This window comes from Tatumella sp. UCD-D_suzukii (assembly GCF_000611875.2).
Classification (GTDB): domain Bacteria; phylum Pseudomonadota; class Gammaproteobacteria; order Enterobacterales; family Enterobacteriaceae; genus Tatumella; species Tatumella ptyseos.
In genome coordinates this window covers 1-15,650 of record NZ_JFJX01000072.1, presented here as the reverse complement: position 1 = coordinate 15,650, position 15,650 = coordinate 1, and the positions used below count along the sequence as shown (strand labels likewise).

The 15,650-nt window shown below is 52.5% G+C and carries 13 protein-coding genes, 2 tRNA genes and 2 rRNA genes; 5 read left to right on the top strand and 12 right to left on the bottom strand.

Translation table 11 applies throughout. The features are described from left to right. The first annotated feature begins 226 nt into the window (after positions 1-226). Positions 227-1,561 (top strand): MFS transporter, encoded by a 1,335-nt coding sequence (locus CG67_RS16670; protein ID WP_025904062.1) that lies wholly within the window; start codon positions 227-229, stop codon positions 1,559-1,561. Between the two features lie 146 nt (positions 1,562-1,707). Beyond that, a complete protein-coding gene (locus CG67_RS16665) occupies positions 1,708-2,328 on the top strand; it encodes a LysE family translocator (protein ID WP_025904061.1) in 621 nt (206 codons plus the stop codon). Positions 2,329-2,458: 130 nt separating this feature from the next. On the opposite strand, the gene ilvC is transcribed toward CG67_RS16665, so the two are convergent. Beyond that, the gene (gene ilvC, locus CG67_RS16660) at positions 2,459-3,937 is read right to left on the bottom strand and encodes a ketol-acid reductoisomerase (RefSeq protein ID WP_025904060.1); all 1,479 of its coding nucleotides are present in this window, start codon (positions 3,935-3,937) and stop codon (positions 2,459-2,461) included. A gap of 164 nt (positions 3,938-4,101) precedes the next feature. Here ilvC and ilvY point away from each other — a divergent pair, with 164 nt between their 5' ends. After that, entirely contained in the window at positions 4,102-4,983 is an 882-nt protein-coding gene (ilvY, locus tag CG67_RS16655; protein ID WP_025904059.1) for an HTH-type transcriptional activator IlvY, read from the top strand. Here ilvY and ilvA read toward each other — a convergent pair. The 6 genes from ilvA to ilvL form a co-directional block, all read right to left on the bottom strand. Next, a complete protein-coding gene (gene ilvA / locus CG67_RS16650) occupies positions 4,978-6,531 on the bottom strand; it encodes a threonine ammonia-lyase, biosynthetic (protein ID WP_025904058.1) in 1,554 nt (517 codons plus the stop codon). The two genes, ilvY and ilvA, sit on opposite strands and share 6 nt — an antisense overlap. 5 nt (positions 6,532-6,536) lie before the next feature. Continuing rightward, positions 6,537-8,387 carry a dihydroxy-acid dehydratase gene (gene ilvD / locus CG67_RS16645; protein WP_025904057.1) on the bottom strand — a complete coding sequence of 617 codons (1,851 nt, stop codon included), beginning with the start codon at positions 8,385-8,387 and terminating at the stop codon, positions 6,537-6,539. Between the two features lie 63 nt (positions 8,388-8,450). Then, positions 8,451-9,383 carry a branched-chain-amino-acid transaminase gene (gene ilvE / locus CG67_RS16640; RefSeq protein WP_025904056.1) on the bottom strand — a complete coding sequence of 311 codons (933 nt, stop codon included), beginning with the start codon at positions 9,381-9,383 and terminating at the stop codon, positions 8,451-8,453. A gap of 44 nt (positions 9,384-9,427) precedes the next feature. Continuing rightward, entirely contained in the window at positions 9,428-9,658 is a 231-nt protein-coding gene (gene ilvM / locus CG67_RS16635) for an acetolactate synthase 2 small subunit (RefSeq protein ID WP_029991294.1), read from the bottom strand. Further along, complete coding sequence (ilvG, locus tag CG67_RS16630) at positions 9,655-11,301, bottom strand: acetolactate synthase 2 catalytic subunit (protein WP_025904055.1); 1,647 nt, start codon at positions 11,299-11,301, stop codon at positions 9,655-9,657. Before ilvG ends, ilvM begins: the two co-directional genes overlap by 4 nt. A gap of 150 nt (positions 11,302-11,451) precedes the next feature. Beyond that, positions 11,452-11,550: an ilv operon leader peptide gene (gene ilvL, locus CG67_RS17760; RefSeq protein ID WP_071780145.1), complete on the bottom strand. Its 99-nt coding sequence runs from the start codon at positions 11,548-11,550 to the stop codon at positions 11,452-11,454. Positions 11,551-11,876: 326 nt separating this feature from the next. Here ilvL and CG67_RS16625 point away from each other — a divergent pair, with 326 nt between their 5' ends. Next, positions 11,877-13,388: a YifB family Mg chelatase-like AAA ATPase gene (locus tag CG67_RS16625; RefSeq protein WP_025904054.1), complete on the top strand. Its 1,512-nt coding sequence runs from the start codon at positions 11,877-11,879 to the stop codon at positions 13,386-13,388. An 86-nt stretch (positions 13,389-13,474) separates the two neighbouring features. Here the strand turns inward: CG67_RS16625 and CG67_RS16620 are convergent, their stop codons facing one another. Next, positions 13,475-13,813, bottom strand: coding sequence for a DUF413 domain-containing protein (locus tag CG67_RS16620; protein WP_025904053.1), 339 nt, complete (start codon positions 13,811-13,813; stop codon positions 13,475-13,477). A gap of 121 nt (positions 13,814-13,934) precedes the next feature. Between CG67_RS16620 and hdfR the strand changes: the two genes are divergently transcribed. After that, complete coding sequence (gene hdfR / locus CG67_RS16615) at positions 13,935-14,759, top strand: HTH-type transcriptional regulator HdfR (RefSeq protein ID WP_025904052.1); 825 nt, start codon at positions 13,935-13,937, stop codon at positions 14,757-14,759. Positions 14,760-14,903: 144 nt separating this feature from the next. On the opposite strand, the gene CG67_RS16610 is transcribed toward hdfR, so the two are convergent. The 4 genes from CG67_RS16610 to CG67_RS16595 all read right to left on the bottom strand — a co-directional run. Then, positions 14,904-14,979, bottom strand: a tRNA-Trp gene (locus CG67_RS16610). Positions 14,980-14,987: 8 nt separating this feature from the next. Then, positions 14,988-15,064, bottom strand: a tRNA-Asp gene (locus CG67_RS16605). A 97-nt stretch (positions 15,065-15,161) separates the two neighbouring features. Then, a 5S ribosomal RNA gene (gene rrf, locus CG67_RS16600) occupies positions 15,162-15,277 on the bottom strand. A 231-nt stretch (positions 15,278-15,508) separates the two neighbouring features. After that, positions 15,509-15,650 (bottom strand): 23S ribosomal RNA (locus CG67_RS16595); the annotation flags it as partial.

Here is a 15,650-nt window from a genome sequence, read left to right as displayed (position 1 = left end):
TCAGCCAGACAAAGTCATCCGGTGACTTTTTTTAGGCTGATTTGCAGTGATATCCTCTGAAAAACTTACCCCACCCTGCGGTCATGTTCCGGTAACCGGAACACAACACATATTATCCACTTTTATGCCTATAATCCGCGATGTGACTGGGATGTTCAGCATTGCTGACCTGAAAACTGCTGCTAATATGGTTCGTCCATCGTTACAAAAATAAGAAACTATTATTATGCAAAACAGCAATACAGCACCCTGTCCTTCACCCGCAGAATCTCCCCCGATGAACTCCAGGGGAAAAGTGGTTATTGCTTCCCTGGTCGGAACTGCCATTGAATTCTTCGATTTCTATATTTATGCCACGGCCGCAGTCATTGTTTTTCCGCATATCTTCTTCCCGCAGGGAGATGCGACCGTTGCCACACTTCAGTCACTGGCTACCTTTGCGATCGCCTTCGTCGCACGTCCTATCGGCTCTGCTATTTTTGGCCATTTTGGTGACCGCATTGGTCGTAAAGCAACTCTGGTCGCCTCTTTGCTGACCATGGGCATTTCGACAGTGGCGATTGGCTTATTACCCGGCTACGCCACCATTGGTGTGGCGGCGCCGCTGTTACTGGCACTGGCCCGTTTCGGTCAGGGGCTCGGACTGGGCGGTGAATGGGGCGGTGCTGCATTACTGGCGACAGAAAACGCCCCTGCGAAAAAACGTGCACTCTACGGTTCATTCCCGCAACTGGGCGCACCTATTGGCTTTTTCTTTGCCAACGGTACCTTCTTACTCCTTTCCTGGCTGCTGGATGATCAGCAGTTTATGAGCTGGGGCTGGCGTGTACCTTTCATTCTGTCGGCGATCCTCGTGATTATCGGGCTGTACGTCAGGGTTTCATTACATGAGAGCCCGGTATTTGCCAAAGTCAAAAAAGAGAAAAAACAGGTCAAAGTCCCTATCGGTACGCTGCTAACTCAGTATCCCGGCGCGACATTGCTCGGCACCTTTATTATGCTCGCCACCTACACCCTGTTTTATATTATGACGGTCTATGCCATGAGTTACGGCACGACACCGGCCCCGGCAGGCTTAGGATTCCCCCGTTCCAGCTTCCTCTGGATGCTGATGGTAGCGGTAATTGGTTTCGGTATAACGATCCCGATCGCAGGTGTGCTGGCTGACCGCTTTGGTCGTCGCAGTACGATGATAGTGATCACCTTACTGATTATCGCGTTTGCCTTTATCTTCCCGCACATGCTGGGTTCAGGCTCACCGTGGCTGGTCATGCTTTTCCTGCTGACCGGGTTAAGCATTATGGGGCTGACATTCGGCCCTATGGGCGCATTATTACCCGAGCTTTTCCCGACAGAAGTCCGGTACACCGGAGCGTCGTTCTCCTATAACCTGTCCTCAATTCTTGGCGCTTCTGTGGCACCTTATATTGCGACCTGGCTGAATACTCACTACGGATTATCCGCCGTCGGGTTCTATCTGGCCGCCATGGCGACTCTGACGTTACTGGCATTATTGCTGAGTAAAGAAACCCGTCACCAGACACTGTTCGAAGCCTCCTGATCGGCATTATGGCGTCCCCGAAGTATCGGGGGCGTCACCTTCATCCGCATCCCCCTCTGTCACTTGCTCCTCTGGATCAGGCTGTTTCTGTGCCGGCAATTTGTTATAACACTGTTTAATAAAAACGATTCTGCGGGAGAGTAACGATGTCGATAACAGAAAGTCTTATTGCTTATACGCTGGCGGCCGGCCTGCTGACCCTGACACCCGGTCTGGATACGGCTTTAGTTCTGCGGACGGCCACGGTGGAGGGTCGTAAACAGGCCCTTCAGGCGGCTGCCGGAATCAACCTCGGATGCCTTCTGTGGGGGGTCGCTGTCGCCTGCGGTCTGGGAGCATTAATTGCCGTCTCTGAACTGGCTTACGATCTGCTGAAATACTGTGGAGCCGCTTATCTTTGCTGGCTGGGGATTGGCATGTTACTCCACCCGCGCAAAGGAATGGCTACCTCTGAGAGTACCGGTAACCGGCAGACCAACTGGCTGCTGAAAGGTATGACGGGGAATATGCTGAATCCGAAAGTCGGTATATTTTATGTCTCCTTTTTGCCGCAGTTTATCCCTCAGGGACATTCCTTATTTTTCTGGACATTGGGACTGGTCGGCATCCATATGCTACTGGGGATCACCTGGCTAATGACTCTGATTGCGGCGACCCGTCCACTGAGTCGTTTTTTCCATCGTCCGCGGGTGGTTGCCACCATGGATCGGCTCACCGGCATCGTACTCCTCTCTTTTGCGGCCAGACTGGCTTTCAGCAAACGCTGAGTATCCGCAAAAAAATAAACCGGCATCGCCGGTTTTTTTGCGCCAGCGGATAATCCGGACGCCATAAGAAATCACCATAAAAAAACCCCGGCGGTGCCGGGGTGTATTTTATACCGCGAGCTGTGTCCGGTTAACCGGCAACGGCGATACGTTTCATATCGGTCATATAGCCACGTAACTTACTACCGACTTTCTCGATAGGATGCTGACGGATCGCTTCATTCACATCACGCAGTTGCGCATTATCTACGGTATTCCCGCTCAGTGTTTTCTGACCTAAATCGCCGGTCTGCAGTTGTGCCATAAAGTCTTTCAGCAACGGCACGGCTGCGAAGGAGAACAGATAGTTACCGTATTCTGCCGTATCTGAAATAACGACGTTCATTTCGTACAGACGCTTACGGGCAATGGTGTTGGCAATCAGTGGCAGTTCATGCAGAGACTCATAGTAGGCAGACTCTTCAATAATGCCGGCCGCCACCATGGTTTCGAAGGCCAGTTCAACACCTGCTTTGACCATGGCGATCATCACAACACCCTGGTCGTAGTAATCCTGTTCGCCAATCTTACCTTCAAACTGTGGTGCGGTTTCGAATGCCGTTTTTCCGGTCTCTTCACGCCAGGTCAGCAGATCTTTATCATCGTTTGCCCAGTCAGCCATCATACCGGCAGAGAAATCCCCGGAGATAATGTCATCCATATGTTTGCAGAACAGAGGTGCCATGATCTCTTTCAGTTGCTCAGACAGGGCATAGGCTCGCAGTTTCGCCGGGTTGGACAGACGGTCCATCATCAGTGTGATACCGCCGAACTTCAGCGATTCGGTAATGGTTTCCCAGCCGAACTGGATCAGTTTTTCTGCATAAGCAGGGTCGGTACCTTCAGCCACCAGCTTATCGAAGCACAGTAATGAACCTGCCTGTAACATACCGCACAGAATAGTCTGCTCACCCATCAGGTCTGATTTTACTTCCGCAACAAAAGAAGATTCCAGAACACCGGCACGGTGGCCCCCGGTCGCAGCGGCCCAGGCTTTAGCGATAGCCAGACCTTCACCTTTCGGGTCGTTTTCCGGGTGAACCGCGATAAGCGTCGGTACACCGAAACCACGTTTGTATTCTTCACGAACTTCCGTTCCCGGACATTTCGGCGCGACCATCACAACGGTGATGTCTTTACGGATAGTCTCACCTACTTCAACGATATTGAAACCATGGGAGTAGCCCAGAGTCGCGCCATCTTTCATCAGAGGCTGAACCGCCTGTACGACGGCAGAGTGCTGTTTGTCCGGCGTCAGGTTGATCACCAGATCGGCCTGAGGGATCAGTTCTTCGTAAGTCCCGACCTTAAAACCGTTGTCGGTCGCTTTACGCCATGAAGCGCGTTTCTCTGCAATCGCTTCTGCACGCAGTGCATAAGCAACATCCAGACCGGAATCACGCATATTCAGGCCCTGGTTAAGACCCTGAGCACCACAACCAACAATCACGACTTTTTTGCCTTTCAGGACGCTTGCCCCGTCGGTAAATTCTTCACGCGACATGAAACGACATTTACCTAATTGCGCTAACTGATTGCGCAGGTTCAGTGTGTTGAAATAGTTAGCCATGGATGCTCCATTGATTCGTTGTGTTTGTATTTATCAGTTTTTCAGTCACAGTCTTTGCTGTCCTGAGAATGACTTCATCATATGTCATGAATTCCATTGCTTAAATTGATATATTAACAACACCACGTTGCAATATATGCAACAACCTTTCTGATGAGGCTGCTATGGACTTACGTGACCTGAAACTCTTTCTTCATCTGGCTGAAAGTTGTCATTTCGGACAGACCGCGAGGGCGATGCATGTCAGCCCGTCGACGCTATCACGCCAGATCCAGCGACTGGAAGAAGAGACCGGACATCCCCTTTTCTTCCGCGATAATCGTTCCGTCACACTGACCGCTGCCGGGGAAAACTTTACCCTGTTTGCCAGACAAACCCTGCTGCATTACCAGCAACTGCGACACACGATGGACCTGAACAGTCCGTCACTCAGTGGAGAACTGCATCTGTTCTGCTCTGTCACGGCGGCCTATAGCCACCTGCCTCCGGTCCTGGACCGGTTTCGCGCCGAACACCCGCAGGTGGAAATTAAGCTCTCGACCGGAGACCCGTCGGATGCCGTACAGAAAGTCAGTTCAGGAGAGGCGGATATTTCTATTGCCGGTAAGCCGGAGTCGCTGCCTTCCGGCGTGGCATTCACGCCGGTGGACTTTCTGCCCCTGGCATTGATAGCACCGGCACTCCCTTGTCCGGTCAGAGTGCAAATCAGCGAGGAAGACCCGGACTGGAGCCAGGTTCCGTTTATTTTTCCTGAGCAGGGTCCGGTCAGACGCAGTATCGACCAGTGGCTGAAACGCCGTAAAATCACGGCCCCGGTCATCTATGCGACCGTTTCAGGGCATGAAGCCATGGTATCTATGGTGGCTTTAGGCTGCGGAATTGCGCTGCTGCCGGACGTGGTACTGGAAAACAGTCCCGAACCGGTCAGAAACAGGGTGATGAAAATCGCCCGAACAGACCTGGGAGCGCCGCTGGAACTGGGCGTCTGCGTGCAAAAAAAGCGGCTCGCCGAGCCGCTGATTAATGCTTTCTGGAGCCTGTTATAGGGCTTGTCCGGCCAGGAAAAACCGGAATGCCGGATTATCACTTTCATCATGAAAGTCATAACCGAGCGCCTGCACATGCTCAGCGAAACGGGGTTCGTTATCGCTGAGTTCAAAGGCAGCCAGTACCCGGCCATAATCCGTACCGTGACTACGGTAGTGGAATAGCGAGATATTCCAGTGGGTACCCAGTGTCTGCAGGAATTTCAGCAGTGCCCCGGGAGATTCAGGGAACTCAAAGCTGAACAACCGTTCTTTCAGCGGTTTCCCCGGGCGGCCGCCGACCATATAGCGAAGGTGGAGTTTTGCCATTTCGTCATCAGACAGATCGACCACCTGATAACCCTTGTCTGTCAGTTCCCTGACAATCTCTGTACGCTCCGCAATGCCCCGTGACAGACGAACACCGACAAAAATACAGGCATTCCGATCATCGGCATACCGGTAGTTAAACTCAGTGACGGCACGGCCACCCAGCACCTGACAAAAGTTCAGGAAACTGCCCTTCTCTTCCGGGATGGTGACTGCCAGTAAGGCTTCGCGCTGTTCACCCAGCTCACACCGTTCTGAAACATAGCGAAGACCGTGGAAATTCACGTTGGCCCCGGAAAGAACATGGGCCAGGCGTTCATCACGGATCTCATGCTGTTGGATATATTTCTTCATGCCTGCCAGCGCCAGTGCCCCGGAAGGCTCGGCAATCGCACGCACATCTTCGAAAATATCTTTCATTGCAGCACAGATGGCATCACTGTCCACGGTGATAATATCGTCCAGATATTCCCGACACACACGGAACGTTTCATCGCCAATGCGCCGGACCGCAACACCTTCCGCAAACAGACCAACGCGGGAAAGTTCAACCGGCTCACCGGCATCCAGCGCAGCTTTCAGGCAGGCTGAATCTTCCGCTTCAACCGCGATCACCTTAATTTCCGGCATCAGCTGTTTAATTAATACAGCCACGCCCGCCGCCAGTCCGCCCCCCCCGACCGGCACAAAAATCCGGTCGATATGGGCATCCTGCTGTAATAATTCCAGCGCCAGCGTACCCTGCCCGGCAATCACCGCCGGATGGTCAAAAGGAGGCACAAAGGTATAACCATGCTGTTCGGAGAGCTCAATCGCTTTTGCTTTTGCCTCATCGAAGTTTGCCCCGTGGAGCAGAGCCTCGCCGCCAAAAGCACGGACCGCTTCTACTTTAATATCCGCCGTGGCCACCGGCATGACGATCAGTGAGCGGATCCCGAGCCGGGTCGCCGAAAGCGCGACGCCCTGGGCATGGTTTCCGGCCGATGCCGTGACCACGCCCCGGGCGCGTTGTTCTTCATTCAGACCGGCTATCATCGAGTAAGCGCCGCGCAGCTTAAAGCTGTGTACCGGCTGACGGTCTTCCCGCTTCACGACAATGGTGTTGCCCAGCCGCGCAGAGAGTTTTTCCATCTTCTGCAATGGCGTCACCTGCGTGACTTCATAGACCGGTGAACGCAGTACCGCATGAAGGTACTCCGCGCCCGTAGGCGCGGAAGAAAGAGGTTTGGAAACAGCCATGTCCGTTACCCCCCGAGTTTACTCTTATCACGCACCGCGCCTTTATCCGCACTGGTCGCCAGTGAAGCATAAGCCCGCAGAGCAAAGGAGACTTCACGCTGACGCGATTTCGGCGTATAGGCTGCCGTACCGCGAGCTTCTTCAGCCTCCCGGCGCGCCTGCAGTTCAGCTTCATCAATTTCCAGACTGATATGACGACGCGGGATATCAATGTCGATAATATCGCCATCGTTGACCAGGGCGATGACGCCACCGTTAGCCGCTTCCGGGGAGGCATGACCGATAGACAGGCCGGAGGTTCCGCCGGAGAAACGCCCGTCGGTGATCAGTGCGCAACTTTTACCCAGCCCCATTGACTTCAGGTAAGTGGTCGGATACAGCATTTCCTGCATGCCTGGTCCGCCTTTCGGTCCCTCGTAGCGGATCACAACCACATCACCGGCCACGACTTTCCCACCGAGAATAGCCTCAACCGCGGCATCCTGGCTTTCGTAGACTTTTGCCGGACCGCGGAAGGTCAGGCTGCCTTCATCAACCCCGGCGGTTTTTACAATACAGCCATCGACGGCAATATTACCGTGAAGCACCGCCAGACCGCCGTCCTGAGAATACGCATGTTCGCGGGCACGGATACAACCGTGTTCACGGTCATTATCCAGCGTATCCCAGCGACAATTTTGAGAGAAGGCTTTGGTGGTACGGATACCGGCAGGTCCTGCACGGTACATCTCTTTAACGGCCTCATCCCCGGTCAGCATGATGTCATACTGTTTAAGCGCCTCACCGAGGGTTGTACCCAGAATATTCGGCACCGAGGTATCCAGCAGACCGGCACGCGCCAGTTCCCCCAGGATCCCTATCACGCCGCCCGCACGGTGGACGTCTTCCATATGATATTTTTGGGTGCTCGGGGCCACTTTACACAGGTGAGGCACCTGACGTGACAGGCGATCGATATCTGAAATATCAAAATCAATCTCGCCTTCCTGAGCGGCTGCCAGCAGGTGTAAGACGGTATTGGTTGAACCGCCCATGGCGATATCCAGCGTCATCGCATTCTCAAACGCGGCTTTGCTGGCGATATTACGGGGCAGTACAGAAGCGTCATCCTGCTCGTAGTAGCGCTTGGTCAGCCCGACGATACGCTTACCGGCATTAATAAATAACTGCTCACGATCGGCGTGTGTTGCCAGCAGGGAGCCATTACCCGGCTGGGACAATCCTAATGCTTCGGTGAGACAGTTCATAGAATTGGCGGTAAACATACCGGAGCAGGAGCCACAGGTCGGACACGCTGAACGCTCGATCTGCTCACTGTCGGCATCACTGACATTCGGGTTCGCCCCCTGGATCATCGCATCAACCAGATCCAGCTTAATCAGCTGATCGGACAGTTTGGTTTTACCGGCTTCCATCGGGCCACCGGAGACAAAAATGACCGGGATATTCAGGCGCAACGATGCCATTAACATCCCCGGAGTGATTTTATCGCAGTTTGAGATGCAGACCATGGCATCGGCACAATGTGCATTCACCATATATTCCACGGAATCTGCAATCAGTTCACGGGACGGCAGTGAATACAACATTCCGCCATGGCCCATCGCGATACCGTCATCCACGGCAATGGTATTAAATTCTTTCGCGACGCCGCCGGAGGCTTCAATCTGCTCCGCAACCAGTTTTCCCAAATCACGTAAATGCACATGACCCGGCACGAACTGCGTAAAGGAGTTAACGACGGCAATGATGGGTTTTCCGAAATCATCATCCGTCATTCCGGTTGCGCGCCACAGCGCGCGGGCTCCCGCCATATTACGGCCATGGGTGGTGGTGGCGGAACGATACTTAGGCATGCTCTGTTTACTCCAGTCTGTAAAAAAATCGCGGACCCTGTTGAAGCCCGCGTTATTCAATCGTTATTGCGGGTTAACCGGATCCAGCCAGCCCCATTTATCTTCAGTTTCACCCGTAAACAGACCAAAGAATGCCTGTTGAATACGCTTAGTGACCGGGCCACAACGGCCTTCACCCACCTGGATACCATCAACACTACGTACCGGGGTAATCTCAGCGGCGGTCCCTGACATAAAGACTTCATCCGCCAGATACAGTGACTCACGGGACAGTGCCTGCTCACGGACTTCAATACCCAGCTCTTTTGCCAGTTTAATAATGGCATCGCGGGTGATCCCCGGCAACGCTGACGAAGTGAATGGCGGAGTGAACAGAATACCGTCTTTGACTTCAAACAGGTTTTCACCGGCACCTTCAGACAGGTAACCATTCACATCCAGCGCAATCCCTTCCTGATAACCATGACGGCGGGCTTCGCTGCCGACTAACAGAGATGAAAGGTAGTTTCCGCCGGCTTTCGCGCCGGTCGGGATAGTATTCGCCGCCACACGGTTCCAGGAAGAGACCATCGCGTCGATACCTTGTTCAAGCGCTTCCGCACCCAGATAAGCCCCCCACGGGAAGGCGGCGATAATCACATCGGTACTGTAACCTTCAGGAGGATTGACCCCTAGCCCGACATCACCCACAAAGACCAGCGGACGGATATAGGCACTTTTCAGGTTATTCACCCGTAAGACTTCTCGGCAGGCTTCCATCAGTTCATCAACACTCTGAGAGACCGGGAAACGATAGATTTTGGCAGAGTCACGCAGACGTTGCATATGCTCACGATGACGGAAGACCACAGGGCCTTTATGAGAATCATAGCAACGTACACCTTCAAAGACAGACGTACCATAGTGCAACGCATGTGACATCACGCTGACCTTCGCGTCTTCCCATTTCACCATTTTCCCGTTGAACCAGATAAACTCTGCTTTTGTCGTGCTCATATTGATGTCCTTTGTACCCTTGGGTGGATTTGTTGTGTTATTCGTTATTTAACCTGAACGCTGGTGACGTCCATAAGTTTTGTAAGTTGTACTGACAGTAACTCAACTGAACGCAGGCTGCTTACTGTCATTTCGATACTGATAGCGTCAGCCTCTGCCGGCTGTCCCATCGTCATCGCATTAACCCGGAAACCACGATGACGCACAACACGCAGAATACGCTCTAAAATTTCAGGCCGGTAGTGCGCGTTTACAGATAACTGATACTGATTCATGCCGTTTCCTCCATCATCTGAGTGTTGCTGGCACCCGGTGGCACCAGTGGCCAGACATTCTCACCCTCATCGATAACGACATGCAGGAAGTAAGAACCTTCAGAGGTCAGCAGGGTATCCAGTGCGGCATCTATCTGATCCTTCCGGCTGATTTTCTGCCCCGGAATATCAAACGCACTGGCGATCGTCAGGAAATCCGGATTGTCTGTCAGACAGGTTTCGCTATAACGCTCTTCAAAGAAAAGCTGCTGCCACTGGCGAACCATTCCCAGACGCTGGTTATCCAGCAGCAGGATTTTGACCGGCAGCTGACGGCGCTTAATGGTTCCCAGCTCCTGAATATTCATCATGATAGAGCCATCACCGGAGACACAGATAACGGTATCCTGCGGGCAGGCCACCTGAGCCCCGATGGCGGCCGGTAAGCCAAACCCCATGGTACCGAGACCACTTGAGGTAATAAAACGATCCGGAGCATCAAAAGACATATGCTGTGCTGTCCACATCTGATGCTGGCCAACGTCAGTCGTAATAATCGTTTGTACGGTTTTTTTATCTGACAGAGCTTTCAGGAGTGCGGGGGCATAAATGGGGTCACCGGGATGGTCATATCGGCTGGCATAATCCCGCTTCATTGCGGTAACCGAACTGCACCAGGCGGAGATATTCAGTGGCTGACTCAGGGCCGGTAACAGCTGGTTCAAATCCCCCTGCAAAGAAACATGGGCACGTCGCAACTTGTTCAGTTCTGCCGGGTCGATATCCAGATGGATCACTGCGGCTTCCGGCGCAAAGGTATCCAGCTTACCGGTAACACGATCATCAAACCGGGCACCGACCGCTATCAGCAGATCACACTGCTGAACCGCCAGGTTGGCCATTTTGCTACCGTGCATGCCCAGCATGCCCAGGTAGGTTTCGTTATCCGCATTAACACATCCCAGCCCCTTCAGTGTACATACCGAAGGTGCACCGGTCGCAGACAGAAATTCCCGCAGGGCCGGAACGGCACCGGCAATGCCGACACCGCCACCGATATAAACCACTGGCTTACGGGCGGCTGCCAGTAAACGGCGGGCTTCCTGCATCTCGTTTTCGGCGAACGCGGGAATGTCATCCATACTGGCAGTGACATCAGTAAAATCTGCCGCGCCCAACTGAATATCTTTAGGGATATCGACCAGCACCGGACCGGGACGGCCGGACTGAGCGATAGCAAAGGCTTCCGCCAGAATGCCGGGTAACTCTTCTGCGGACTGCACCATAAAACTATGCTTGGTACAGGCCAGTGATAATCCGAGGACATCAATTTCCTGAAACGCATCGGTACCTATGACAGCGGTAGATACTTGTCCGGTAATGGCGACCACCGGGACCGAGTCCATCATTGCATCAGCCAGTCCGGTGATCAGGTTCGTCGCTCCCGGACCGGAGGTTGCAATACACACTCCGGTTTTGTTGGTGGCACGGGCATAGCCAATGGCGGCCATGACGGCACCTTGTTCATGACGGCACAGCAAATGCTCTACGCCGCCGTCATAGAGTGCATCGTAGACTGGCATAATCGCCCCGCCCGGATATCCAAAAACGGTCTGAACCCCTTGTGCCCTTAAAGCCTGAACTACCCACTGTGCTCCGGTCATCGCTATTCACCTGTCTTTTGCCGGGAGAGACAGAACGTTATGCTGCCATTCATGTTCCACTCCACATTAAAATGCTACAAGGCCTGAACACCAAAAAAAAACCCCCGGACCTGTCGGTGCGGGGGTTCTCTTTCGATTAAGGCTTGATTTCTAAGCCTTTCTTTCTCCGAGTGCAGCCCCGCACGATGGTAGAATAATCACCACCACGCTAATCACGACCAGGCTAATCACTCGGAGAAGGGCTTTCATAATCAGTTCAACATTCGCTTAATTCGATATAGTGCTTAAAGAGTTACCATAGGATGACGAAAGATGACAACCCCTTTTTTTATTAATTTCCCGGGACTGTGAGCCATTTCCTTCTAAATCACTGATAAGTATTAGTTATATAAAAATCACTAATGCTTTAATTTTTTCTCCGAAAAATGGTTTCACCGCAGAGACTCATCACAAAATTCGGGCAATTCATGTCATTGCCATCACTATGAACAGGAGGGATCCCATAAAATCATCCTCCGGCCGGCGAGCAGGACAGGCGCAATATTTTATACTGGATGATATTTCAGGGAGAGAATATGTCATTAGCCAGAGTGATGACCCGTGCAATTATCGGTCTGGATGCCCCGCTGGTCACTGTAGAAGTCCATCTGAGTAACGGACTCCCCTCCCTGGTCATGGTCGGGCTACCGGAAGCAACCGTTAAAGAATCGCGGGAACGGGTGCGCAGTGCCATTATCAATAGCGGCTTTCGTTTTCCTGTCCGCCGGATCACGGTCAGCCTGGCCCCGGCAGATATGCCAAAACAAGGGGGGCGTTACGATCTGCCGATTGCGATAGCTATCCTTGCCGCTTCCGGACAAATTCCTCCGGAATCCCTGACCACCACGGAGTTTTCCGGGGAGCTGGCCTTAACCGGCGGGCTACGGGCAATCAGGGGCGCGATCCCGGCCGTGGTTGCTGCATGTCATGCAAAGAGAAACCTGATCCTTTCCGGTGATAACGAAACAGAAGCCGGTTTAGTCAGAGAAGCGGTCACATTCGTTGCAGACAGCCTGCTGGAGGTTTGTCATTTTCTGCACGGGAAAACGCAGCTACGGCAAGCCACCTATACAGGCAGTTACGAAGCAGGAAGCTACCCGGATCTGCAGGAGATTATTGGCCAGCAGCAGGCCAGGCGCGCATTAGAGATCACTGCTGCCGGTGGCCATAATTTACTCCTTATCGGCCCGCCAGGTACCGGTAAAACGATGCTCGCGGCCCGGCTACCCGGTATATTGCCCCCGCTGACCGAGCAGGAGGCTCTGGAGTGTACAGCACTCAATAGCCTCTGCCAGGATATCCCGGCCACTGCCTTGTGTTATGAGCGTCCTTTCCGGGCACCTCACCACAGTGCATCCGTGTATGCTCTGGTCGGTGGGGGTGCCCTGCCACGGCCGGGTGAAATCTCTCTGGCACATAACGGGGTGCTCTTTCTGGATGAATTGCCTGAGTTTGAGCGCAAAACGCTGGACGCGCTCCGGCAGCCGCTGGAAGCCGGTAAAATTGCGCTCTCCAGAGCACAGGCTAAAATTACCTATCCTGCACGTTTTCAGTTAATTGCAGCCATGAATCCTGGCCCCACAGGGGACTATCAGGGCATGCATATGCGTCAGTCCGCAAACCAGGTACTGCATTACCTCAATCGCCTCTCCGGGCCCTTTCTGGACCGCTTTGATTTATCTGTTGAAGTCCCCTTACTTCCTCCCGGCATGTTAAGTGAGCCCACCTCTCCGGGGGAGACAACAGAACAGGTCAGAAAACGTGTGATCAGAGCCCGGGAATATCAGCTCAACCGATCAGGCAGAATCAATGCTCTGATGACGCACAAAGATATCAACGAGTGGTGCCGGATAAGCCCACAGGATGCACGATGGCTGGAGCAGGTATTACAAAAACTCGGGCTCTCTGTACGGGCATGGCAACGGATATTAAAAGTCGCCAGAACGCTGGCTGATATGACAGAGACGACAGCTATCGGGCGGGAACATTTACAGGAAGCCATCAGCTACAGGGCGATGGAGAACGTGTTGCGTCATCTTCAGCAATAAAGGGGACAGGGGGGTACTGGTGTCACTTAATGGCAGGGAGTAAGGAGTCATGTCAGGATCAAAAAAAGGGCCGAAGCCCTTTTTTATTAATCATCACTATCGCTGAAATCTTCAACCGTATCCATCTGCGGTTTACCGCCGGAAAGTGTATGGAAACGTTTCGGACGCTTAATTCTGCTCATATATTTTGACCAGACGCGTTCTGCTTCCGTTTCCGGCTCTTTCAGGCCGCGGCAGACTTCAACAAATTTAATCTCTTCTTCCGTAACAGGCTCACGCTTCGCCAGATCCAGTTCATTAAAAGCAGAACCATGACGTTCAAGTAACTGAGCTTCCTTGATGGTAAAATCACCGTGGCGTGAAAACCCTCGCGGGTAGTGCTTATTATCAAAAAAGCGATTTGTGGTGGTAAAACTATCCGACATTTTACACGCTCCTAACTCTTTAATGGTCGTGTGATTTATGGCGCGGAGTATTCGATAGGCTTGACAAAGTGTAAAACAAAAGATTTTAATCGTATTGATTAAAATATTTGGAGATGATGTTATGGATACAGAATTGCTGAAAACTTTCCTGGAAGTCAGCAGAACACGCCATTTCGGGAGAGCTGCAGAAGCATTATACCTGACCCAGTCTGCGGTGAGTTTTCGCATTCGTCAGCTGGAAAATCAACTGGGTGTCAGTTTGTTTACCCGCCATCGAAATAACATCCGGCTGACTTCTGCAGGTGAACGATTATTACCCTATGCCGAAACGCTGATGAGTACCTGGCTTATCGCGAAGAAAGAGGTTTCGCTCTCTCAGCAGCAGCATGAACTGACGATTGGGGCCAGTACAGCGCTCTGGGAGGCCTACCTGACGCCCTGGCTTAAAACGCTCTATCAGACGCGTGAAAATCTTCATATTGAAGCCAGGGTTGCCCAGCGACATCTGCTGGTGAAACAGATCCATGAACGTCAGCTGGATGTACTGATCACCACAGAAGCGCCGAAGATGGATGAACTGTTAAGTCAGCAGATCGGTCATATCTCCCTGGCACTGTTTCGATCCCGCCAGTCTGACAAAAAAGAGCGATATCAGTATATCAAACTGGAATGGGGCGCGGACTTCCATCAGCATGAACTTTACTTATCCGGCAGCGATGATTCACCGATACTGACGACAACTTCGGCACATATCGCACGTGACCTGCTGCATACCACGGAAGCCTGTGCATTTTTACCGGAGTACTGGCAGACAATATATAAAGATCTGGTTCCGGTCGCCGATACTGCCACGGTAATTCGCCCGCTATATGCGGTGTGGCTACAGAACAGCGATCAACAGGCCGCGCTAAAACAGCTTCTGAAAGTACCGGTCGGCTCACATTGATCATGAATACAGGGTTTGACGGAAAAATTTGAGGGTCAGGCCGGAAAATTGCCGGTCTGGCGGGGAAGATTTCGACAGAAATGGACTGACAGGGGTGTTTTTCAGGCAAAAAAAAATCCTTTGCAAAGCAAAGGATGATTTTTCTGGCAGGGGCGGAGGGACTCGAACCCCCAACACCCGGTTTTGGAGACCGGTGCTCTACCAATTGAACTACGCCCCTAAATAGGGTGGCGGAACGGACGGGACTCGAACCCGCGACCCCCTGCGTGACAGGCAGGTATTCTAACCAACTGAACTACCGCTCCACCGATTCTGTACTGAATTCAGAGTTTCTGAACTCAGGTATTTCACCTTTTACCCGTCACGGTAAAAGTCACGACTGTAATACAGTCTTAATTGGATGCCTGGCAGTTCCCTACTCTCGCATGGGGAGACCCCACACTACCATCGGCGCTACGGCGTTTCACTTCTGAGTTCGGCATGGGGTCAGGTGGGACCACCGCGCTCTTGCCGCCAGGCAAATCTTGGTGCTATGTCCTGTGTCTTTTTCACTGATACTGCGTTGGCTGCCTTTGTGCTGTTCAGTCACATACTTATGTATGCTCCCTCTCATCACGCAGTTGCCGCCTTGTCTCAGCGTAAAATCCTTCGGACGTATGTCCGCAGAACACAACTACATTTTTATATCAACAATCCGGAACTTCGCTGAAAATTCTTTTGCGTCTCTCGCAAAACGCCTCTGGCGTTGTAAGGTTAAGCCTCACGGGTCATTAGTACCGGTTAGCTCAATGCATCGCTGCACTTACACATCCGGCCTATCAACGTCGTAGTCTTCAACGTCCCTTCAGGACTCTCAAGGAGTCAGGGAGAACTCATCTCGGGGCAAGTTTC

Coding starts and splice junctions, on each gene's coding strand:
- CG67_RS16670 (WP_025904062.1), top strand. CDS start 227: ATGCAAAACAGCAATACAGCACCCTGTCCTTCACCCGCAGAATCTCCC.
- CG67_RS16665 (WP_025904061.1), top strand. CDS start 1,708: ATGTCGATAACAGAAAGTCTTATTGCTTATACGCTGGCGGCCGGCCTG.
- ilvC (WP_025904060.1), bottom strand. CDS start 3,937: ATGGCTAACTATTTCAACACACTGAACCTGCGCAATCAGTTAGCGCAA.
- ilvY (WP_025904059.1), top strand. CDS start 4,102: ATGGACTTACGTGACCTGAAACTCTTTCTTCATCTGGCTGAAAGTTGT.
- ilvA (WP_025904058.1), bottom strand. CDS start 6,531: ATGGCTGTTTCCAAACCTCTTTCTTCCGCGCCTACGGGCGCGGAGTAC.
- ilvD (WP_025904057.1), bottom strand. CDS start 8,387: ATGCCTAAGTATCGTTCCGCCACCACCACCCATGGCCGTAATATGGCG.
- ilvE (WP_025904056.1), bottom strand. CDS start 9,383: ATGAGCACGACAAAAGCAGAGTTTATCTGGTTCAACGGGAAAATGGTG.
- ilvM (WP_029991294.1), bottom strand. CDS start 9,658: ATGAATCAGTATCAGTTATCTGTAAACGCGCACTACCGGCCTGAAATT.
- ilvG (WP_025904055.1), bottom strand. CDS start 11,301: ATGACCGGAGCACAGTGGGTAGTTCAGGCTTTAAGGGCACAAGGGGTT.
- ilvL (WP_071780145.1), bottom strand. CDS start 11,550: ATGAAAGCCCTTCTCCGAGTGATTAGCCTGGTCGTGATTAGCGTGGTG.
- CG67_RS16625 (WP_025904054.1), top strand. CDS start 11,877: ATGTCATTAGCCAGAGTGATGACCCGTGCAATTATCGGTCTGGATGCC.
- CG67_RS16620 (WP_025904053.1), bottom strand. CDS start 13,813: ATGTCGGATAGTTTTACCACCACAAATCGCTTTTTTGATAATAAGCAC.
- hdfR (WP_025904052.1), top strand. CDS start 13,935: ATGGATACAGAATTGCTGAAAACTTTCCTGGAAGTCAGCAGAACACGC.